General features: G+C 64.8%; 20 protein-coding genes. 9 read left to right on the top strand and 11 right to left on the bottom strand.

Annotated elements, in window-relative coordinates:
- Window positions 1–15: 15 nt before the first annotated feature.
- The 5 genes from E3N85_RS07890 to E3N85_RS07910 all read right to left on the bottom strand — a co-directional run bounded on the left by E3N85_RS07890 (window position 16) and on the right by E3N85_RS07910 (window position 7,215).
- On the bottom strand, window positions 16–2,436 hold the full coding sequence (locus tag E3N85_RS07890) for a glycoside hydrolase family 3 N-terminal domain-containing protein (RefSeq protein WP_134462225.1): 2,421 nt from the start codon (window positions 2,434–2,436) through the stop codon (window positions 16–18).
- Window positions 2,437–2,543: 107 nt separating this feature from the next.
- Complete coding sequence (locus tag E3N85_RS07895) at window positions 2,544–3,404, bottom strand: carbohydrate ABC transporter permease (protein WP_233200557.1); 861 nt, start codon at window positions 3,402–3,404, stop codon at window positions 2,544–2,546.
- Window positions 3,405–3,430: 26 nt separating this feature from the next.
- Window positions 3,431–4,414 carry a carbohydrate ABC transporter permease gene (locus E3N85_RS07900; RefSeq protein WP_134462228.1) on the bottom strand — a complete coding sequence of 328 codons (984 nt, stop codon included), beginning with the start codon at window positions 4,412–4,414 and terminating at the stop codon, window positions 3,431–3,433.
- 57 nt (window positions 4,415–4,471) lie between these two features.
- Window positions 4,472–5,764, bottom strand: coding sequence for an extracellular solute-binding protein (locus E3N85_RS07905; RefSeq protein WP_134461731.1), 1,293 nt, complete (start codon window positions 5,762–5,764; stop codon window positions 4,472–4,474).
- 302 nt (window positions 5,765–6,066) lie between these two features.
- Window positions 6,067–7,215: an endo-1,4-beta-xylanase gene (locus E3N85_RS07910; protein WP_134461734.1), complete on the bottom strand. Its 1,149-nt coding sequence runs from the start codon at window positions 7,213–7,215 to the stop codon at window positions 6,067–6,069.
- A 349-nt stretch (window positions 7,216–7,564) separates the two neighbouring features.
- On the opposite strand from E3N85_RS07910, the gene E3N85_RS07915 reads away from it, so the two are divergent.
- Together E3N85_RS07915 and E3N85_RS07920 are read left to right on the top strand one after the other, a co-directional pair.
- Window positions 7,565–8,599, top strand: a complete 1,035-nt coding sequence (locus E3N85_RS07915; RefSeq protein WP_134461737.1) for a LacI family DNA-binding transcriptional regulator — start codon at window positions 7,565–7,567, stop codon at window positions 8,597–8,599.
- Window positions 8,600–8,668: 69 nt separating this feature from the next.
- Complete coding sequence (locus E3N85_RS07920) at window positions 8,669–9,940, top strand: endo-1,4-beta-xylanase (protein WP_134461740.1); 1,272 nt, start codon at window positions 8,669–8,671, stop codon at window positions 9,938–9,940.
- Between the two features lie 128 nt (window positions 9,941–10,068).
- Here the strand turns inward: E3N85_RS07920 and E3N85_RS07925 are convergent, their stop codons facing one another.
- Entirely contained in the window at window positions 10,069–11,325 is a 1,257-nt protein-coding gene (locus E3N85_RS07925; RefSeq protein ID WP_134461743.1) for an FAD-binding protein, read from the bottom strand.
- A gap of 197 nt (window positions 11,326–11,522) precedes the next feature.
- On the opposite strand from E3N85_RS07925, the gene xylA reads away from it, so the two are divergent.
- The 3 genes from xylA to E3N85_RS07940 all read left to right on the top strand — a co-directional run bounded on the left by xylA (window position 11,523) and on the right by E3N85_RS07940 (window position 14,284).
- Window positions 11,523–12,728, top strand: a complete 1,206-nt coding sequence (gene xylA / locus E3N85_RS07930) for a xylose isomerase (RefSeq protein ID WP_134461746.1) — start codon at window positions 11,523–11,525, stop codon at window positions 12,726–12,728.
- 273 nt (window positions 12,729–13,001) lie between these two features.
- Window positions 13,002–13,889, top strand: a complete 888-nt coding sequence (locus E3N85_RS07935; RefSeq protein ID WP_166783898.1) for a thioredoxin domain-containing protein — start codon at window positions 13,002–13,004, stop codon at window positions 13,887–13,889.
- Between the two features lie 20 nt (window positions 13,890–13,909).
- Window positions 13,910–14,284 (top strand): CHY zinc finger protein, encoded by a 375-nt coding sequence (locus tag E3N85_RS07940; RefSeq protein ID WP_134461752.1) that lies wholly within the window; start codon window positions 13,910–13,912, stop codon window positions 14,282–14,284.
- A gap of 57 nt (window positions 14,285–14,341) precedes the next feature.
- Here E3N85_RS07940 and crcB read toward each other — a convergent pair whose 3' ends face one another.
- The 4 genes from crcB to E3N85_RS07960 form a co-directional block, all read right to left on the bottom strand.
- Window positions 14,342–14,722, bottom strand: a complete 381-nt coding sequence (crcB, locus tag E3N85_RS07945) for a fluoride efflux transporter CrcB (protein WP_134461755.1) — start codon at window positions 14,720–14,722, stop codon at window positions 14,342–14,344.
- Window positions 14,719–15,171 (bottom strand): CrcB family protein, encoded by a 453-nt coding sequence (locus E3N85_RS07950; RefSeq protein ID WP_134461758.1) that lies wholly within the window; start codon window positions 15,169–15,171, stop codon window positions 14,719–14,721. The genes crcB and E3N85_RS07950 overlap by 4 nt, the downstream gene beginning before the upstream one ends.
- Before the next feature lie 125 nt (window positions 15,172–15,296).
- Window positions 15,297–15,797, bottom strand: coding sequence for a universal stress protein (locus E3N85_RS07955; protein WP_134461761.1), 501 nt, complete (start codon window positions 15,795–15,797; stop codon window positions 15,297–15,299).
- Between the two features lie 155 nt (window positions 15,798–15,952).
- Window positions 15,953–16,318, bottom strand: coding sequence for a helix-turn-helix transcriptional regulator (locus E3N85_RS07960; RefSeq protein WP_134461764.1), 366 nt, complete (start codon window positions 16,316–16,318; stop codon window positions 15,953–15,955).
- Between the two features lie 116 nt (window positions 16,319–16,434).
- Here E3N85_RS07960 and arsB point away from each other — a divergent pair, with 116 nt between their 5' ends.
- Genes arsB through E3N85_RS07980 form a run of 4 tightly spaced genes read left to right on the top strand, consistent with a single transcriptional unit; the run spans window position 16,435 to window position 20,025 of the window.
- Window positions 16,435–17,544, top strand: coding sequence for an ACR3 family arsenite efflux transporter (arsB, locus tag E3N85_RS07965; protein WP_255453870.1), 1,110 nt, complete (start codon window positions 16,435–16,437; stop codon window positions 17,542–17,544).
- Window positions 17,545–17,560: 16 nt separating this feature from the next.
- On the top strand, window positions 17,561–17,974 hold the full coding sequence (locus E3N85_RS07970) for an arsenate reductase ArsC (protein ID WP_134461771.1): 414 nt from the start codon (window positions 17,561–17,563) through the stop codon (window positions 17,972–17,974).
- A 2-nt stretch (window positions 17,975–17,976) separates the two neighbouring features.
- Window positions 17,977–18,645, top strand: coding sequence for an arsenate reductase ArsC (locus E3N85_RS07975; RefSeq protein WP_134461774.1), 669 nt, complete (start codon window positions 17,977–17,979; stop codon window positions 18,643–18,645).
- Window positions 18,646–20,025, top strand: a complete 1,380-nt coding sequence (locus E3N85_RS07980; protein ID WP_134461777.1) for an FAD-dependent oxidoreductase — start codon at window positions 18,646–18,648, stop codon at window positions 20,023–20,025.
- A gap of 41 nt (window positions 20,026–20,066) precedes the next feature.
- Here the strand turns inward: E3N85_RS07980 and E3N85_RS07985 are convergent, their stop codons facing one another.
- Window positions 20,067–20,348 (bottom strand): metal-sensitive transcriptional regulator, encoded by a 282-nt coding sequence (locus E3N85_RS07985; RefSeq protein WP_134461780.1) that lies wholly within the window; start codon window positions 20,346–20,348, stop codon window positions 20,067–20,069.

The following is a 20,348-nucleotide window of genomic DNA, read 5'->3' on the forward strand; positions in this document are numbered from 1 at the left end:
GGTCGTCGTTCACGTTCAGGCCGACACCGATGATCGCACCAGCGCGTCTTGACGAACATCCACCATGCGCAGATCCGCCGCGGTGACCTCATGGACGTCGCCAATGATCGCAACGATGGCGCGGGCGGTTGACACGCCAGGGATGCGTCGCACCCGTGCTGTTTTCTCGCTGACGATCGCGCCGTTGGTGGCCTCTTCTGCCCGCGCGCCATCTGAGGCGGCCGAGTGGGAAGCGAACCACACCTCCACATCGCCGGGTTCGACGACCTTGACCATGCGCCGGTCGCTGAAGGCGAATCGACTCGCCGGTACCGAGTAGGTCAACCGCACGGACTCCCCCGCATCGAGTTCCACGCGGGAGTAGCCGAGCATTTGCGCCACCGGACGGGCCACCGTGCCGTGCACGTCGTGCCCGTAGAGCTGCACGATGTCGGACCCACGAACGGCGCCGGTGTTGGACACCGTCACCTCGGCCGTGAAGACGCCGCTGGCCGCCACGGCAGTATCGACGTCGAGGTCGGAGTATTCGAAGGAAGTGTACGACAGACCGAATCCGAAGGGGAACAGCGGTGTCGAATCGGTCGCGGTGACGTCGGACGGCCCACCCAGAATCGGATGCAGATATGAATACGGCTGCGCGCCGACCGACCGCGGCATCGAGACCGGCAGGCGCCCCGACGGATTCACCCGGCCCGTGATGATGTCGGCAATCGCCAGACCGCCGCCCTCGCCGGGAAAGAATGCCTGGAGTACGGCAGCCGGGGCTGTGCTCGCACCCTCGACAGCCCACCCGATCGCGTACGGCCGCCCGGTCAAAAGCACCATGATGACCGGTGTTCCGGTCGCGATCACGGCCTCGACCAGTTGGCGTTGAAGGCCGGGCAGCTCCAGAGATTCAGAGTCATTGCCCTCGCCGACAGTGCCACGACCAAAGAGGCCTGCCTGGTCGCCAACGACGACGATGGCCAGTTCGCACGACGACGCAGCGTCAACGGAGGCAGCGAAGCCGGAGTCGTCATCGCCCTCGACGGCGCAGCCTGCGGCGTAGACGAACTCTGGCACTGCGAGGCCGGCCGCTTCGAAGGCACCGGGGAGCGAGTCAAGTACCGTCGGGATCTCGAAGCCGAGTGGGAGATCGGGATACCCGGAGAGCACGTGGTTCGCAAAAGAGTAACAGCCCTGAAGTGCCTCGGCCCGGTGGGCGTTGGGGCCGATGACCGCTACCTTCGAGAGCGGTCGCGCCCGGAGTTCCACCGGCAGTACGCCGTCGTTCGACAGCAGCACGACGGATTCCTCGGCGAGTCTGCGGGCCAGTTCTTTATGGCGCGGCGAGTCAAGGTCGATGTTCGTTGGCGGATCACCCTCGAAGGCATCCTCATCGAGGAGCCCCAGCTCTTCCTTCTGCGCGAGAGCACGCAACACCGCGCGGTCGACATAGGCCACATCGAACTTTCCCGCACGGATGCGATCAGCCAGGGGCTGCAGGTAGGCGTCGCCGGTCGGCAGCTCGATGTCGATGCCCGCTTCGAGCGCCAGCGCCGCTGCCTCGCCCCGATCGGCCGCGACGGCATGCATGACCTCAAGGAAAGCCACTGCGAAGTAGTCGGCGACGACAACGCCGTTGAATCCGATTTTGTGGCGAAGTACACCGGTGAGGTAGTCGGCATTGGCCGCCATCGGAATTCCATCGACGTTAGTATACGAATTCATGACGGACTTCGCGCCGCCGTCGAGGATCGCCATCTCGAACGGCGGCAGGAAGACGTCCGCGATCTCTCGCGGGCCGGCGTGCACCGGCGCATGATTGCGACCGGCGCGCGATGCGGAGTATCCGAGGAAGTGTTTCAACGTCGCATGCACCCCAGCTCCCTGAAGGCCGCGCACGTACGCCGTGCCGACGGTGCCGACGAGATAGGGATCCTCTCCGATGCACTCATCGACCCGACCCCAGCGGGGGTCACGGATCACGTCGAGCACGGGGGCCAGCCCCTGGTGAATGCCCAGTTCTTTCATCGAGTCGCCGATGACACCGGCCATCTCCTGCACCAGCGCTGGGTCGAACGAGGCGCCCCAGGCGAGCGGCGTCGGGAAGGTGGCCGCCTTCCATGCGGCGAGTCCGGTCAGGCATTCTTCGTGCACGAGCGCGGGGATTCCCAGTCGCGTCTCACGCTTGAGGCGGCGCTGCTCACCCCACAGCCAGGCGGCGCGTTCCGCCGGCTCAACGGGGCGTGTGCCGTAGACGCGGGTGTAGTGCCCGATGCCATGCCTGGTCACCTCGGCGAGGCCAGTGGACGCCTTCTGCCCCGCAACCATCTCGCCCTGCATGGGCGCGACGACGCCGTTCTGGTCGAGCCAGTAGCCGACGATCTGGGCCAGCTTCTCTTCGAGGGTCATCCGAGCATGGAGCGCACGTACGCGTTCAGACACCTCGGGCATAGCTAGGACTGTTTCAGTCACGAATTCATCACTTTCATTCACGGTCAAATATACGGTTAGTCCACCGCGCGCAAGCAGCACTTCACGGCCCGCACTGCGCGTACGGCTCAGCCCTTGACCGCCCCGGTCAATCCGCCGACAATGCGGCGCTCGAACAGTGTGAAGAAAATGAGCGCCGGGATCATGGAGAGGGAGGTGAAGGCCAGGACGCTGGCCGTGTCCACCGAATACTGCGATGCGAACGCCTGCACGCCCAGCGGCAGGGTGTACGTCGATTGGTCGCTCAGGATGAACAACGGCAGTAGGTAGCTGTTCCAGCTGGCGACGAAGGCGAGGATGCCGGTGGTCACGACGCCAGGAATCGACAATGGCACGACCATGCGAAAGAAGAAGCCGAGGCGGCTCGCACCGTCGATCGACGCGGCCTCCTCAATCTCATCGGGAATCGCTTTGAGGAACGGCACCAGGATAATGACGGTCACTGGCAGGCCGAACGCAATTTGCGGCAGGATCACACCGGCCAGGCTGTTCATCAGTCCCAGGTCCTTGACCAGGATGTAAAGCGGCGTGATTGCAACGGTCATCGGAAACATAAGCCCGGCCGCGAACAGGGAGTACATCGCCGCGCGCCCCTGGAAGTGGTAGCGAGCAAGTACAAAGCTGACCATCACACCGAGTACCACTACGCCGATCGTCGTCGTGATGCCGACGATGGCCGAGTTGCCGATCTGCTGCCAGAAGGTCGTACTCGACAAGACGTTGAGATAGTTATCGAAACGCCACGGGGTCGGAAATCCTGCGGGCGACGAGGTGATCTGGGAATTGTCGCGGAAGCCCCCGGTCACGATGTAGAGAACCGGACCCAGGCTCAGGGCGATGAACAGGAAGGCGATGAAGTAGGTGACGGGGTTACCCCACTTCTGGCGTTCGCGAGTGCCGCGTACCTCGGGCAGTTCCTCCTCGAGCATTGGCCTCACACTCGACGTTGCGGACATTATTTCTGCCTCTCGGTGAGCGCGCCAGCCGTGTCGCGTCGCAATACGAAGCGCTGATAGGTCAGCGCAATGACGAGTGAGATCAGGAACATGACGACCGCGACGGCGCTGCCGTAGCCGAAGTTGCCCGACGTGCGACCGTTTGCGACCATATATGTCGCCATGGTGGATGTTCCCGCTGTCGAAGCGACGTACTGGCCCCAGATGATGAAGACGAGATCGAATAACTGGAGCGACCCGATGATCGAGAGGAATGCCCAGATTCGCAGTGTCGGGCCGAGCAGCGGCAGGGTGATGTGGCGCTGCACCTGCCAGTAGGTCGCCCCGTCAATCGACGCCGCCTCAAAAAGCTCCTCGGGGATGCTCTGAAGTCCGGCGAGGAACAGGATGACCGCAAAGCCGACGTACTTCCAGGTGATGATGACCATCAGCGACCAAATGGCGATCTTGGGATCCGAGAGCCAGTCGGCCCTGAACGCACCCAGCCCGACAGCGGCCAGGAGGTCGTTCACCGCGCCATTGGTCTGGAGCATCAGTCCCCACCCGATGCCGACGATAACCTCCGAGATGATGTACGGCACGAAGATCAGAACTCGTATAAGGGATCGCCCTCGGATCTTCTGGTTGAGCAGCAGTGCAAGGAAGATCGCGATCGGCAGCTGGAAAACCAGTGACAGCACGACGATGATGCCGTTGTGGAGCACCACTTCGTGGAATGCGCTGTCTGCGAAGATGATGAGGTAGTTGCCCCAGCCGACGAAGTCGGTTGCCGGCCCATAGCCCTTCCAGCGAAAGAAGCCATAGTAAGCGGCCAGGATGACGGGAAAAATCACGAAGCCGACGAAGACGATGATTGCCGGCCCGGAGAGGATCGTGATCTCCAGGCGCTTACGCCAGTCTGCCGTTTTTCGCGTAGGGCGCGGTGTGGCCGGGGACGACGCACGAGGTGCGCCATCCCCAACAACCTTCCCCGTGCCCGGCATCGGCCGCTCGTCGGTCAACGACGCGGCGCCTGCGGACTCTTTTCTCATGGGTTCGAGTTATCCCTTGGCTGCTGCCGCGTTGACGCCTGAGACGAGGTCCGCTGCCCCACCCTTGCCGGCAAGCATGTCGACGACGCCGGTGTTCAGCGCGGTACCGACATTCTGGCCGAACAGGGTATCCAGCCATACCGTCACGTACGGTGCATCGTTGTAGGCCTTCAGAATGGATTGCAATGCGGGATCAGCCACGACGCTCTGGGCATCCGTATTAGCCGGAAGTGTGTGGAATGCGTTTGCGTACCCTTCCTGCTGTTGCTTCTGCATGAAGAAGTTGAGGAAATCGGTGCACTCCTGCTTGGGAGCCTGTGCTGAGCAGGTGAATCCGTCCACGCCGCCCATCATCGCGCCCGGCGTACCGTCGCCGCCTGTAACCTCGGGGAAGGGGAACCAGCCGAGGTCGGGTAGCGGCTTCTGGTCAGGGGTCAGGCTGGCGATCACACCCGGGTTCCAGGCACCCATGAGTTCCATCGCCGCCTCGTGATTGGCCAGGAGGCCAGCCGAGCTGCCCGCTCCCTGCTGCGCCGAGGTGGTGAGGAAGCCTTGGTTGAACGGCTCGGTCTTCACAAATGTTTGCATGTTCTCACTTGCCTGCAGCCAGCACGAGTCGTCGAACGTCTTGGTCTTGGCGGCCTCGTTCATGGCGTCCTGCGAGCACGCTCGCTGGGCGAAGAAGTAGTACCAGTGCGCAGCGGGCCAGGCGTCCTTCGCGCCCACGGCGATCGGCGCAACACCGGTGGCCTTGAGCTTGTCCACCGCAGCATCAAGCTCATCCAACGTTGTTGGCACGGCATCGATGCCGGCCTCCGCGAAGAGGTCTTTGCTGTAGAAGATGCCACCAGGGAGCACCGCGGTCGGCATGCCGTAGATCTTGCCGCCAATCGCGAACGCGCTGAGCACGCCTTCGGGGACTGCCGCTTTGGTGACGTCGTCAATGGAATCGGTGATGTCCATGGCCTGTCCGGCCGCTACAACGTCTGCCAGCTTGCCGCCGCCGCGTGCCATGAAGATGTCCGGTGCATCGCCGGAGTTCAGCGCGGTCTGGAGCTTTCCATCCATCTCCTCGTTCTGGATGGACTGCATCTCGATAGTGACCTTCGAGTTCGCCGCTTCGAACTCAGCGATCGTCTTCTCCCAGTAGGCCTTGCCTTCTCCGGTCGTTGAGTTCTGCCAGAAAGTCAGGGCGACGGTGTCCCCCTGACCGCTGTCGCCGCCACTGGCGCAACCGGAGGCGAGTAGTGCGGTACTCGCGGCCAGCGCGAGAATACCCGCGAATCGGTTTTTCCTCTTCATTGTGGAATCTCCTTGATAGTGATGACTGACAGACGTTACTTACCTGTTGCATACAGAGCTTCTCAGGATGGCTCCGGCGTTGTCAATCGATATCGATATCGATTTCGATAACGTTTTCCACTTTGGTAACGGCGCACAAAATGACTATGCCGCCTGGGCCGATCTGCATCGGCTACCGCGACCAACTTGGGACCGCGACAGACCTGAGCGGCAAGGCCACGAGGGGGCACGCCCGGTTGGATGTGCCCCTCGTGCGTTCCGAACCGAGCACTGCTGAACGTGAACTGCTGCTTATGCGGTGCTCAGGCGGCGTTCCGCAGTACCACGCGCAGCGCCTCGTACTGCGGCTTGGGATTGGAGTGCAAGTCGAAGATCAGCCCGGCACCCTGCCCGGTGAACCAGCCCGGGATCCACGAGTTCGCGTCCGAGACGCCCCACGCCGTGAAGGAGTTGCACGCCTCGACGGCCAGGCACGCCTCAAGGGTGCGCGCCCAATAGTCCACCTGCTGGGCGCCCTCCGCGGCGTCCGCCGGTGTGTTGGTGTAGGTACCGTTCGACTTCTGGGTCACGAAGGTGCGCACGTCTACCTCGGTCAGTGCGACCTCGATGCCCTGGTCGGCGAACCGCTGCAGGTTGCTCTGCAGGTCGGGGAAGCCGTACTGGGTGTCCAGGTGGCCCTGGAAACCAACGCCCTGGATCGGCACGTCGTCGGCCAGCAGCTCCCGGACGAACGCGTACGCAGCGTTGCTCTTGGGACCCGTGAACTCGAGGTTGTAGTCGTTGTAGAACAGGACGGCCGCAGAGTCGGCCTCGTGCGCCCAGCGGAACACGTCGGCGACGTATTGCTCGCCGGGCAGGCCCAGCTCCTCGTACGCCTGGTACCAGAGCGTCTCGCGGAAGCTCCCCGCGGCATCGTCGTTGAAGATCTCGTTAACGACGTCCCACTGCTGGATGTCGCCGGCGAAGTGCTCGGCGACAGTCCGGACGTGGTTTTCAAGAATCGCGCGCAACTCCTCAGCGCTGAAGCGGCCGGTCGTGAGCCAGGTCGGCAGCTGGTTGTGCCACACGAGCGTGTGCCCGCGGACGACCTGGCCGTTGGCCTCAGCGTTAGCGATGAGCGCCTCCGCCGCCGCCCAGTCGTATACTCCGGGTGCCGGGTTGATGGCCTCCCACTTCATGACGTTCTCGGCCGTCACGCTGGAATACTGGGTGTTGACGATGTTGCGATACTTGCCGTTCTTCGCCAGCAGGTCCGCGTTCACGGCGACGCCGAGCTTAATGCCAGCCTCTTCGGCCAGGCCGCGCAGGCTGTCCTGACCGATGACGGCCGAGTGCTGCGAGGCACTCGGGTCCGTCGGCGGTGCGGGGGCAGCGAACGCCCCGGTGGGGAGGACCACCAGAGAAGCCAGTGTCAGGGCGGCGGCGGCGGCGATGAGATGAGAAGTGCGCACTATATGCTCCTTTGCATAGGCAGCCGGTGGCACTATTCGGATATCGTTATCCACCGGTCAGGTGAACGCTAGCAGGGTTTGTTGAGCGGGTCAACAAATTCTCACGGCGGCAGCCGAGCTCGGGTTTGACCGGCGGCGCTGGTGGCGGGCGCTGCGGCATTCGCTTGGTGGACTTGAGGCGTGCGGGCGCGGGCTTGCTCAGCCGGACAGCCCTGTCGGAGCAGAACTTCAGCTCACGAAAACCCCTCCGTGCCTGATGCCAGCTCCCCATCGGCACCAACAGGAACATCCAATGGAACACCCCGGGCAGCGAGTCGGGTGTGTTGCACCGCGCTGTACCCTGAGCATTATGAACACCGATGTCAACGGATCCCCTCTGCTCGGGCGAGTGACAATCGCCGACGTCGCTCGTGAAGCCGGCGTTTCGGTGCCGACGGTATCAAAGGTTGTCAATGGACGGTACGGCGTCGCGCCCGCGACCTTCAAGCGAGTGACGGAAGTCGTCGCCGCACTCGGCTATGAGACCTCGCTCGTGGCGGCGAGTTTGCGGCGACAACGCACCAACGTGATCGGAATCCTCGTCCCTGAATTCGAGTCGTTCTCGGCCGAACTCCTCAAGGGCATCTCGACGGCTGCCACCGGGACCGGCTATGAGTTGCTCGCGTATTCGGCCCTCGCTCCTGGCGGCATCAGTGCTGGCTGGGAACGCCGATCCCTGTCCCGCCTGGCCGGCACGCTCATCGACGGCGCCATCATCGTCACGCCAACGTTGCTCATGCCGACGAACTCGATCCCAGTCGTCGCCATTGACCCGCATGACGGGCCGGGCGGACCTTCCACGATCGACTCGGACAATATCGGTGGCGCCCGGGTCGCCACCAGACACCTCATCGAGCTGGGGCACCGCCGCATTGCCCATATCCGCGGGCGGGGCGACCTCGTATCGGCCCAGCTGCGCGAGGCCGGTTACCGCGAGTCTTTGGAGAATGCCGGCATCCCGTTCGACTCAACCCTTATCCGCGACGGCGAATACCAGGCCGCCCTCACAGCCAAGGCGGCTCACGAACTGCTGATGCGCCCGGATCGGCCAACCGCGGTGTTCGCCGCCAACGACATGTCCGCCCTCGGCGTATTGGACGCTGCACGCGAACTCGGACTTCGGGTACCGGAAGACGTTTCCGTCATCGGGTTCGACGACATTCCCGAAGCTGCGAGCTCGATGCCGCCGCTGACGACCATAGCCCAGCCGCTGCAGGATATGGGCGCACAGGCACTGCGCATGCTCGTGAAGTTGCTCAACGGCGAGGACGTACCCAACCATATCCAGCTGCCCGCTGAACTCGTGGTCCGGGCAAGCACTGGCCCCGTACCCATCGGACGCTGATTTCTCATCTTTCCACCGTTTGATATGTTGACTGTTACAACAATCCAACCTGGAAAGTGACCTGCAACGATGCACTCCGCCAGCCTCTCATCCACCTCCTCCTCCAGCCATAAGGTCTGCGAAGCCGTCGTGACCGTGACGGATACCTCGGGTTCCCCCCTGACAAACACCGAGGTCGTCGTCTCGCAGGTGAGCCACGCCTTTGGCTTCGGCAACATCGGATTCGATTTTCTCCGCCTCGCGAACGGCGAGCCCGACGAGATCGGCACCGAGAGCCTCGCCGACCTGTATGCCGACCTCTTCAACACGGCAACACTCCCGTTCTACTGGGGCCGCTTCGAGCCCGTGCGCGGCGCACCAGACACCGCTCGGCTGCAACAGACCGCGCGGTGGTTCCGCCAGCGTGGCGTGACCCTCAAGGGGCATCCGCTCGTCTGGCACACCGTGCAACCCGACTGGCTGCTCGGCCTGTCCCTACAGGAGGTCGAGCGGCTGCAGCGCGAACGCATCCGCCGCGATGTTGCCGACTTCGAGGGACTCATCGACACCTGGGACGCCATCAACGAAGTCGTCATCATGCCCGTGTTCGCCAACGGCGACAAGGGCATCACCCCACTGGCTCGCGCCAGGGGACGCGTCGCGATGATCCGCATGGCGTTCGAAGAGGCCCGGGCGGCAAATCCTCATGCCAGGCTGCTGCTCAATGACTTCGATCTCTCGAGCGCATACGAGGACCTCATCGAGGAGGCTTTGGAGGCCGGCATCGAGATCGATGCCCTCGGGCTGCAGACCCATATGCATCAGGGGTACTGGGGCGAGGACGTCATGCTCGAGATGGTCGACCGCTTCGCCCGGTTCGGCCTGCCGCTGCACCTGACCGAGTCATCGCTTGTCTCAGGCCATCTCATGCCGGCCGACATCGTGGACCTGAACGACTACAAGATTCCCGAGTGGCCATCCACTCCCGAGGGCGAGGCGCGTCAAGCGGACGAGCTCATGCGACACTACCGCTCGCTCGTGTCGCACCCCTCTGTCGAGGCCATTACCTACTGGGGCATCACCGACGCAGGCGCCTGGCTCGGCGCACCGATCGGGCTGGTGCGTGCCAACGGCACTCCGAAGCCGTCCTACCAAGCGTTGCACGGGCTGGTCAAGGGCGAGTGGTGGCTGGCACCCACGACCGTGGTTACCGACGCGGAGGGCAGGATTACGGTCAAGGGATTCTCCGGCGAATACCAGCTCAGTCCCGGTGCCAGCTTCGCCGCTGGGGCACAGCCCACCCGATTCACCCTCCGTTCAAAGGAACAGAAAATTCGCGTCACCCACCCATCGATCGGCTGATCTCTCGGCGCTGGTCAGGCTGCGATCAGGTCAATCACGTCCTAAACTATGAGGGGTGCCGAGTGCGTGGATCCGAGAATTCTGCGGAATCGCGGTTGCGTGAATTGGCCACGCTCGCAGACGCACGATCAGCGCGCGAACACCGTTCGCTCCAGAAAGTCGTTACGAAACTTACCCGCCGGGTCGAGCCGATCAGCAAGGGCCCGAAAATCATCGAGCCGGGGGAAGCTGGTCGCAAGAGTCGCGGCATCCATCTGGAAGAGCTTGCCCCAATGCGGCCGAACCGCGAAGGGGGCCAGTGCCGCTTCGAGCGCCGGCAGCAACGCCTCAACGGCGGCCTGCTCGGGCTTCCAGGTGAAGTGCAGTGCCACGCCGGCGCGTTCGAAGTTCGGGCTGAGCCAGAGGTCGTCGGCCGCGATGCTGCGCACCTCGCTGACCAGCAGCAGCGGCGCGATCCGGTCGGAGAGAGTGCGCATCGCCTCGATTGCCGCGACGGCATGCTCGCGCGGCACGTGGTATTCGCTCTGCAACTCCTCGCCATTGCTCGGAGTGAAGGCCATCCGAAAGTGTGCCAGTCGCTCAGACCACGGTCCGGCCACACCGAGCTGCTCGGTGCAGTTGACCGCTGAGATATTGGGCAGCGGATGCCGCCCCTTTGTCGCCGGAGCTCCCCCGAAGAACTCGGATTCCCCCGCAAAATCATCGTTGCGGCTTTTCACCCAGGCCTGATCAGCCGACTCGCCTTGCCAGTCCGTGAACAGGCTCACGCTGTAGGCGCTGTTCATCACGGCATCAAAATTCTCCAGGACGCTGGTCCATGGCAGGTTCTCGTAGACGAACTGTCGCACGTCGAACGCCGGCTGAATATCCAGCGTGACCCGGGTGACGATGCCGAGGGCGCCCAGCGCCACGACCATGCCCGCAAAGTCGGGCGTCGAAGCCCGGCTGACCCGCAACAGTGCCCCGGAACCCGTTACGATCTCCAGGGCCGTCACTGCGGTAGCCAGACTACCGTTCTGGTCGCCGGAACCGTGGGTTCCCGTGGCGATCGCACCCGCCACGCTGATGTGCGGCAACGAAGCCAGGTTGTGCAGTGCGTACCCCTGGCGCTCCAGCTCCACGGCAAGCGTGCCGTAGGTCGTGCCGCCGGAAACGGTCACGCTCATCGCGGCCGGGTCAATGACGATCGCGTCGTCGACCCGGCCGAGCGCCAGGAGAATGCCGGGGGAATCGGCGATCGCGTTGAAGGAGTGGCGCGAGCCGAGCGCGCGCACCTGTGAGGCCGCGGCCACGAGCTCCTGTACTTCATCGATCGATGTCGGATGCACGATCGGAGCCGCGTAGCGGTAGTTCCGAGCCCAATTGCGTTCACTCGCCTGATTCATGCCGGCCGCCTCACGAGATTTGATGTTTTGGACAACATACCAGCCCAGTCAGGTCACCTTGGCACGATTGCACTCGGATTCTGGAGCTGCGTGGCTGCGGCGGATTCAATGGTCCGGCTATTGACGGCTGCACCCATCCCCGGTATATGTTTGAGTAACCAACAAATCATCGACGAAGCTGAATCGGAAGTACTGATATGACCCTGAGTGACGTGAGCCTGACCCCCACCCGTGACGACAAGTTCTCCTTCGGCCTCTGGACCGTCGGCTACAACGGCAGTGACCCGTTCGGCGGCCCGACTCGCCCCAAGCTCGACGTCGTCGATGCCGTGACCAACCTGGCCGAGCTCGGCGCCTACGGCCTGACCTTTCACGACGATGACCTGTTCGACTTCGGTTCAACGGATGCCGCCCGCCAGTCCCAGATCGACCGCCTGAAGCAGGCGCTCGCCGACACTGGCCTGATCGTGCCGATGGTCACCACCAACCTGTTCAGCGCCCCGGTCTTCAAGGACGGCGGCTTCACCTCGAACGACCGCGCGGTACGACGGTTCGCCCTCCGCAAGGTGCTGCGCAACATCGACCTCGCTGCCGAGCTCGGCGCCAAGACATTCGTCATGTGGGGCGGCCGCGAGGGCGCCGAGTATGACGCGGCCAAGGACATCCGTTCGGCGCTTGAGCGCTACCGCGAGGCCGTGAACCTGCTCGGTGACTACGTCACCGACAGGGGCTACGACATCCGCTTTGCCATTGAGCCCAAGCCCAACGAACCGCGCGGCGATATTCTGCTACCGACGGTCGGCCACGCGATGGCCTTCATCGAAACCCTCGAGCGTCCCGAAATGGTCGGCGTGAACCCTGAGGTCGGGCACGAGCAGATGGCCGGGCTCAACTTCGCCGCTGGCATCGCACAGGCGCTGTACCAGGGCAAGCTGTTCCACATCGACCTCAATGGTCAGCGCGGCATCAAGTACGACCAGGACCTCGTCTTCGGCCACGGCGACCTGCAGAACGCCTTCGCGCTCGTCGACCTGCTCGAAAACGGCGGCCCAAGCGGCGGCCAGGCCTACACCGGGCCGCGCCACTTCGACTACAAGCCGAGCCGCACCGAAGACGTCGCCGGAGTGTGGACGTCGGCCGCGGCCAACATGCGCACCTACTTGCTGCTCAAGCAGCGGGCGGCGGCGTTCCGCGCGGATCCCGAGGTGCAGGCGGCCCTCGCCGCGTCGAAGGTGCCTGATCTGTCGAGCAATACCCTCGCATCCGGCGAAAGCTACGATGACCTGCTCGCCGACCGCGGTGCCTACGAAGACTTCGACACCGACGCGTACTTCGGTGGCAAGGGCTTCGGCTTCGTGCACCTGCAGCAGCTCGCCCTCGAGCACCTGCTCGGCGCGCGCTAGCCCCACGGCATGCCCAACTGGGTCTGAGCGATGCCGATCCAGGAGGACATTACCGACGAGTCGGGTGCAGGTTTAATCGGCCATCAGATACTTCAGCCGCCCATGTCCACAACCGGGCCTTTTCTGACCCCCGGACGGGTGCAGGGTTCTGAGCTCTCAGCCAGCTCACAGCCGGTCGGAACCGCACGAGGAGCAACGGCCAGTAACGTCAGAGGCAGTGCGGTGCCCAGCAGCACCCGGCATCGACCCGACGAACGAATGGTGAACTTCCGCATGAGCACTTCCGGCCAGTCCCGTCCCCCGAAAAAAAGCCGACGCGAGGACGCCAGAGAACAGGCCCGCCTCCTGCTCGTAGAACAGGCTAAGCGGGACAAACGCCATCGTCTCTTTCTGCGCGGCGGCATCGGCATCGGCCTGCTCGCCGTGGTCGCCATCGTGGCCCTCGTCATCGTGAACAATGTCAACGCATCGGCGGCACCGGGGCCGGCCAACATGGCCAGCGACGGCATTCTGCTTGGCAGCGACGGCACCACGGTCTCCGCCGCCACGACGGTCGCCCGTGGCGCCGACGCCAATCCCATCGCGACCGACCAGACCACCCTGACCGATACGGCCAACATCGTGCTGTACGTCGACTACCTCTGCCCGATCTGTGGCAATTTTGAGACCACCAACGGCGAGCAGATCACCCGCTGGGTGACCGCTGGCAATGCCACGGTCGAGATCCACCCGATCTCGATTCTCGACCGCGCGTCGTCGGGCACCAGGTACGCCACTCGCGCCGCGAACGCGGCGGCCTGCGTGGCCAACTACGACCCCGACAACTTTCTCCCCTTCAACACGGCGATGTACGCCGGTCAGCCCGCAGAGAACTCGAGCGGCCTGACGGACGCTGAATTGACCAGCCTCGCCCAGGGGGCCGGGGTGACCTCCACCGAGGTCGCCGGCTGCATCACGGATCAGACCTACGCCGGCTGGGTGAATGCTTCGACCCAGCGCGCGCTCGCGGGGCCGATTCCCCACTCCGACATAGAAAAAGTCAAGGGAACGCCTACCGTGCTGGTGAACGGCGTGAGCTACACCGGCTCGTTTACCGACGCCGCCGCCTTCGAAGCGTTCGTCACCGCACAGGTGAGCAAAGCTGCCGGATCGAGCGAATAACCGCGTGGGCAGGAAACCAAATGTCGAACAGCGACGGCGCAGCACCGACGACGGGTTCCGTGCCGACCGTGTACGGGGCGGTTCTCGATGCGTCGACCCGGTGTATCCACTTTCACTCGGAGCGCGACATTGTGGCGATCAAGTTCGCCTGCTGCCGGCGGTATTATCCGTGCTTTCAGTGCCACGACGAAGCCGTGCGGCGGGAACTTTCCCCCCACACGGCCCGGCAGTGGCCGCAGGCGGAGTGGTCGGAACTTGCGATACTGTGCGGTGCCTGCCATCGCCAGCTCAGCATCACCGAGTATCGCCAGGTTGACCGCTGCCCCCACTGCGCCGCTGAGTTCAATCCCGGTTGCCGACTGCACGGTCACCTCTACTTCGACGAGTCTGACTGAGTTTCATCCCTAGACGGCTGGATTGTGGGCCCGCGGTCCGGCCGGGGCCGGGCAGCCCTAACCCAGCCCGAGCCCGGCCCAGAGGCCGAGCGCTGCAGCGACAACGGATGCCACGAGCATGCCCATTCCGTTGACGACCGCGGCCAGATACCGGTGCGCCTGGGCGAGCCGAACGGTCTCGAAGCTGGCCGTGCTGAACGTCGTGTAGCCGCCGAGCAGACCGACGCCGAGCACGAGGCTCCACTCCGGCGCGAGGAGGTGGTGCATGGCGAGGCCGGTGACGAGGCCGAGCAGCAGCGAGCCACTCACGTTGATGATCGTGGTGCCGAACGGAAACGCCCCGCCGAGGCGAGAGCGCACAACGCCGTCGAGAAAGAGGCGGGCGGCCGCGCCCGCGCCTCCGGCGGTGGCGATTGCCAGAAACAGCAGCGGGCTCATCTCTGCTCCCCTGCAGCGGATGCGTCGCCAGCGTTCCTACCCCGGTAAAGCGCTGTGCCGATCACGATGCCGAGGCAGGTGGCGAGGCCGCCGAACAGAACCGTGCCGATCATATAGGCAAGAGCGACTCCAACGGCGCCGTCCTGCAGTAGCACGGCACTGTCGGTTGCGAGGGCGCTGTAGGTCGTGAAAGCACCGAGCAGACCAGTGCCGAGCAACACGCGGGCGGTACGCCGGCCATCGGCATCGAGTCCGCCGCGCCCAAGGGCCTCGAGGAGCAGGCCGAGCAGCAGGGCGCCCAGCAGGTTGATGCCGAGTGTGGTCAGCGGGAGGCGTGAGCCCGAGGCGAGATCGACCGGTGGCAGCGCGAGCTCGAGCGCGGCGCGAAGAGCTGTGCCCACGGTTCCGCCGAGAAAAACCAAGCCGAGGTAGCGCCAGCGCAGGTGCACGGGGCTCGCCGTGATGCTATCGATGGTCTACCTGCCTGTTGGATCGCGGGTGTCGTCCGTCGGAATCGTCAGCGGTGTGCGCGCCTGCCCTGGCGGGATCCTTCGCCGTGGCCAGAATACATCCTCTAGTCGGTGGATGCCCACGGCAGCTCGTCGCGGAAGGCGACCGGTGCCAGCGGGATGACTACGACCGGCCGGTGCTGCCGGTGCGCGAGGTGCACTGCAACGGAGCCGCCGAAGAACTCCTGGATGCCAGCGCGAATGCCGGACTCACGGGTACCCACCACGATCATCGCAGCGTCGAGCGTGTCGGCAAGGTCGGCCAGGGCCCGGGCCGGGTCGCCTGCCAGAGCGCGAGTCGACCAGGCCAGGTTGCGGCGGTCGAGCAGGGTCGTCAGATGAGCCCGGAGCGCCACGTTGAATCCGTCGTCGTCCAGGTCGAGCAGGTCGGGGTCGACCGGCAGCGACACGATGCTGTTGTCGCTGAACTCATCAATGGCATACCGGCCCGGCTCGACCGTGGCGCAGACGAGCTCGGCATGAAACTGGGCCGCAAAGGCGGCGGCCTCCAGCACGATAGTGTCGGGCTGGCCCGGTGTCACCCCGACGATCACGTAGGTGCTCACGACTGACTCCTTAGCCTGACAACCCGACTCCCGGTGTGCCGCCAGCTTGGCAGAATTTCGGCCGACCGGCTAGGGGCGCCCGGTACGAGCGTGACCGAACCGGGCGAGCCGAACAGCGGCTGGCCGGGATCGCCTCTGCGGCATCCCCGCAGGCGTCAGATGGCGGCGAGCACTGCGCCGACGGCGGTGAGGGAGCCGGGAACGAGACTGTAGTACGACCAGGTTCCGCGTTTGGCACGGATCAGAAAGCCCGCTTCGACGAGCACCTTGAGATGGTGCGAGATCGTCGGCTGGCTCAGCGTGAGCTGGTCGGTCAGGTCGCAGACGCAGGCTTCCTGGTCGGCGTGGGCGGAGACGATCGAGAGGATGCGCAGCCGCGCCGGATCGGCGAGGGCCTTGAGTGAGTGAGCGAGGGCGTCGGCGCGTTCAGCGGCGATGGCCTCGCGGGCCAGCGGGGAGGAACAGGCGGCAGCATCCGCTTGGGAGATGTCGGTCAGTGGCAGGATCTGGGCAACCGTCACGTAAACACACACTCCTTGGATTGACAATGGTCGATATATTGTTCTAGCGTAGGCATCGACAACAATCAATGTTACCGCGAGTCGCCGTAACGGGTCTGTCCCAACTTTGGAGATTCGTGAGCATTACGGCACCCGCCCCCACCCGACTCGGCGCGATCGATCGGCTGCTGCCGGTGTGGATCATCGCCGCCATGGGCCTCGGCCTGCTGCTGGCCATCTACGTGCCGGTCGTCGGCGACCTGCTGCACGCCTTCACGATCGGGTCGATCAGTGTGCCGATCGCCATCGGGCTGCTCGTCATGATGTACCCGGTGCTCGCCAAGGTGCGCTACACGGATGCCCGCGCCGTAGCCGGCGACAAGCGCCTGCTGGTCTCCTCCCTGCTGTTGAACTGGCTGGTCGGGCCGGCGCTCATGTTCGCCCTGGCCTGGATTTTTCTACCCGACCTGCCGGAATACCGCACCGGCCTCATCATCGTTGGTCTCGCCCGCTGCATCGCCATGGTGCTGATCTGGAACGACCTGGCCTGCGGCGACCGCGAAGCCGCCGCCTTTCTCGTCGCCGTGAACTCGGTGTTCCAGGTAGTCGCGTTCGGCGCGCTGGGCTGGTTCTACCTGCAGATACTTCCGGCCTGGCTCGGCCTGCCGACCACGAGCGCCGAGTTCTCGATCTGGGCGATCACCGCGAGTGTGCTGGTGTTCCTCGGCATCCCGCTGCTGGCCGGCTACCTGTCCCGCAGCATTGGCGAGGCCCGGCGCGGCCGCGAGTGGTACGAGGGGCGTTTTCTGCCGCGGGTCGGCCCCTTCGCCCTCTGGGGGCTGTTGTTCACGATCGTGATGCTGTTCGCCCTGCAAGGCCAGCAGGTCATCGACCACCCCGGTGATGTCGCGCGGATCGCGCTGCCGATGCTGGTCTATTTCGCGGTCATGTTCCTGGTCGGTTTTCTCACCGGACGCCTGCTGCGCATGACCTACCAGCGCACCACGACGCTTGCCTTCACGGCCGCCGGCAACAACTTCGAACTCGCCATCGCCGTCGCGATCGGCACCTTCGGCGCGCTCAGCGGCCAGGCCCTGGCCGGCATCGTCGGTCCGCTGATCGAGGTGCCGGCGCTCGTCGCCCTGGTCTACGTCGCGCTGTGGCTGAAGCCTCGTCTGTTTCCCGAACGGATGCCGGCGGCCGACGCGCCGACGCCGGCCGCGGCATCCGCTCGCACTCTCGTCTAACCGAAAGAAGCCAAACATGACCATCGAAAAACCTTCAGTTCTCTTCGTCTGTGTGCACAACGCTGGCCGCTCGCAGATGGCCGCCGGTTTTCTGACCGCCCTGGCGCAGGGTCGCGTCGACGTGTTCTCGGCCGGGTCCGAACCCAAGGACCAGATCAACCCGGTCGCGATCGCCGCGATGGCCGAAGAGGGCATCGATATCGCGGGCAACGTGCCGAAAATTCTCACGACCGAGGCCGTCAGGCAGTCCGATGTGGTCATCACCATGGGCTGCGGCGACGCCTGCCCGATCTTTCCGGGCAAGCGTTACGAAGACTGGCAGCTCGACGACCCGGCCGGCCAGGGCATCGAGAGCGTGCGCCCTATCCGTGATGAGATCAAGACGCGTATCGAGGCGCTGCTCGCCGAGATCCTGCCGGCTCAGGCCTGACCTTGACGAACTTGAGCGACCGCCGCGCGCTGCCCGGCCTCAGCTATCCCGAAGAGTCGCTCAAGCGTCTGTCCAGTGATCTCGCCGAGCGATTTCACGGCATCTTCGCTGCCGAGACGGTCGAGCGATACGTGCTCGAGTCCTATACCGGGCTGCTACGGACGTCGAGCGTGAAGGCGCACCTGACGACCAGCACGTCGAGTTTTGCCCGAGAGCGCCTTACCGCGCTCGCCCAGGCCAAGGGGGCCATTGAACGCCCGGTGCCCGAGGTTCTGTTTGTGTGCGAGCAAAATGCCGGACGCTCGCAGATGGCCGCCGTGTTCACCAACGCGCTGTCCGGCGGTGCCGTGCACGTGCGGTCGGCCGGTTCGATGCCGTCCTCGGAACTCAATCCGACCGTGGTGCAGGTCATGAACGAACTTGGCCTGTCACTGGACGAGTCCTTTCCCAAACCACTCACCGACGATGTGGTGCAGGCGGCCGACGTCGTGATCACCATGGGCTGCGGCGACGCCTGCCCGATCTACCCCGGAAAGCGCTACGTGGACTGGGAACTCCTCGACCCGGCTGGCCAGTCGATAGATGAGGTACGTCGCATTCGCGACCAAATCAAGACGAACGTCAGCGCAATGCTGGTGGGGCTCGGTGTCACCCCGGTTGCGGAGCACTGAGTGTCCGAGCTCCTGACCCTCTCCCTGCCGCCGCGAACCGACGACTCGAGGCTTGCGGGGCTGCCCGTGGCCATCATCGGCGCCGGGCCGGTCGGCCTGGCTGCTGCTGCCCAGCTGCAGGAACGCGGCATTGACGTCGTGATCTTCGAGGCGGGCGGCGCGGCGGGCGCTGCGGTCTCAAGCTGGGGCCACACCCGTTTGTTCACACCCTGGGAGTACCTCATTGATGCGGCGAGCGCTCGCCTGCTCACCCGTGCCGGCTGGCAGGCGCCTGCCGACCTCACGGCTCTGCCGCTCGGACGCGAACTGGTCGAACGGTACCTTGTGCCGCTCGCCGCGACGCCGGAGCTGGCCGGTCGCATCCGCTTCAACTCGACCGTCGTCGCGGTCAGTCGTCAGGGCATGGATCGCAGTCGCTCGACGAACCGTGCCGGTACACCGTTCGTACTGCGGGTGCACACGGATGTCGGCACCCTCGATTACGAGGCCCGCGCCGTCATCGACGGGTCCGGCACGCATGGCACACCAAACGGCCTCGTCGCCTCTGGACTGGATCCCCTGCACGCTGACGAGGTGCGCGGCAGTATCCTGCCAGCTCTGCCCGACGTGCTCGGCGCCGATCGGGCCCGGTTCACTGGCCGTCACACGCTCGTGGTCGGCGCCGGACACTCGGCGGCGAACACCCTGATCGACCTGGCGCGGCTCGCCGACGACGAACCCGACACCACCATCACCTGGGCCATTCGCACGGCGAGCCCGGAGCGGCTATTTGGGTCGGAACAGGATGAGCTCGCCGCCCGCGGTTCTCTCGGCGCCCGCGTTCAGGCGCTGGTCGAGCTCGGACGGATCACCCGGGTCGACCGGTTTGAAATCGACGACGTGCAGCGCTCGACCGATGGTCGCGTCGCGGTCGTCGGGCGTCGCCGAGGCCTTGGCTCGCCCGACGACCGTGGCCCCGCGCCGGTCGAAGCGGGCGGCCGCGTGCGCGTTGACACCATCGTCGTAGACCTGGTTGTGACGGCCACCGGGTTCCGGCCCGATCTTGTGCCGCTGAGGGAGATTCGCCTCTCGCTCGACGAGATCGTCGAGGCGCCGCGATTGCTGGCTCCGCTGATCGATCCGAACCTGCACAGTTGCGGAACCGTACCTGCCCATGGCGTCGACGTGCTCACCCACCCCGAGCCCAATTTCTATATTGCCGGAATGAAGAGCTTCGGGCGGGCACCAACATTCCTGCTCGCCACCGGGTACGAGCAGGTGCGTTCAATCGCCGACGAGCTTGCCGGAAATTGGCAGGCCGCTCGCACGGTTGCGCTCGTGCTGCCCGAGACCGGCGTCTGTTCCACCGGCGGCACCGACGCCGGTTCCTGCTGCGCCTAAATGCGCGGCCGGGCCCGGCGCGCGGATGCCCCGTCAGGGCGCTACGCGAGTGTCAGGAACAATTTCTCAAGTTCAGCCACCGTGAGCGAGTTCTCGTTGTCGGGATTCTCCAGGCAGTCGCGCATCGCGGTCGACACGATGACGAAGCCGGCCTTGTCGAGTGCGCTCGACACTGCGGCGAGCTGAGTGACGACGTCGCGGCAGTTGCCGCCGCCCTCTACCGCGGCGATCACCGCGTTCAGCTGCCCCTGCGCGCGGCGCAGCCGGTTGAGAATTTTCTTCTGCTCGGCGGCCCGGGTGTCCGCGACGGGTTCGATCCCCAT

Source organism: Cryobacterium sp. Hz9, from assembly GCF_004402825.1.
Taxonomy (GTDB): domain Bacteria; phylum Actinomycetota; class Actinomycetes; order Actinomycetales; family Microbacteriaceae; genus Cryobacterium; species Cryobacterium gelidum.

What these genes read in the sequence shown, in the direction of transcription:
- E3N85_RS07925 (WP_134461743.1), bottom strand. Translation starts at nt 11,325, where the DNA reads ATGAATCAGGCGAGTGAACGCAATTGGGCTCGGAACTACCGCTACGCG.
- E3N85_RS07920 (WP_134461740.1), top strand. Translation starts at nt 8,669, where the DNA reads ATGCACTCCGCCAGCCTCTCATCCACCTCCTCCTCCAGCCATAAGGTC.
- E3N85_RS07905 (WP_134461731.1), bottom strand. Translation starts at nt 5,764, where the DNA reads ATGAAGAGGAAAAACCGATTCGCGGGTATTCTCGCGCTGGCCGCGAGT.
- E3N85_RS07940 (WP_134461752.1), top strand. Translation starts at nt 13,910, where the DNA reads ATGTCGAACAGCGACGGCGCAGCACCGACGACGGGTTCCGTGCCGACC.
- E3N85_RS07895 (WP_233200557.1), bottom strand. Translation starts at nt 3,404, where the DNA reads ATGCTCGAGGAGGAACTGCCCGAGGTACGCGGCACTCGCGAACGCCAG.
- E3N85_RS07915 (WP_134461737.1), top strand. Translation starts at nt 7,565, where the DNA reads ATGAACACCGATGTCAACGGATCCCCTCTGCTCGGGCGAGTGACAATC.
- E3N85_RS07970 (WP_134461771.1), top strand. Translation starts at nt 17,561, where the DNA reads ATGACCATCGAAAAACCTTCAGTTCTCTTCGTCTGTGTGCACAACGCT.
- E3N85_RS07935 (WP_166783898.1), top strand. Translation starts at nt 13,002, where the DNA reads ATGAGCACTTCCGGCCAGTCCCGTCCCCCGAAAAAAAGCCGACGCGAG.
- E3N85_RS07985 (WP_134461780.1), bottom strand. Translation starts at nt 20,348, where the DNA reads ATGGGGATCGAACCCGTCGCGGACACCCGGGCCGCCGAGCAGAAGAAA.
- xylA (WP_134461746.1), top strand. Translation starts at nt 11,523, where the DNA reads ATGACCCTGAGTGACGTGAGCCTGACCCCCACCCGTGACGACAAGTTC.
- E3N85_RS07890 (WP_134462225.1), bottom strand. Translation starts at nt 2,436, where the DNA reads ATGCCCGAGGTGTCTGAACGCGTACGTGCGCTCCATGCTCGGATGACC.
- crcB (WP_134461755.1), bottom strand. Translation starts at nt 14,722, where the DNA reads ATGAGCCCGCTGCTGTTTCTGGCAATCGCCACCGCCGGAGGCGCGGGC.
- E3N85_RS07900 (WP_134462228.1), bottom strand. Translation starts at nt 4,414, where the DNA reads ATGCCGGGCACGGGGAAGGTTGTTGGGGATGGCGCACCTCGTGCGTCG.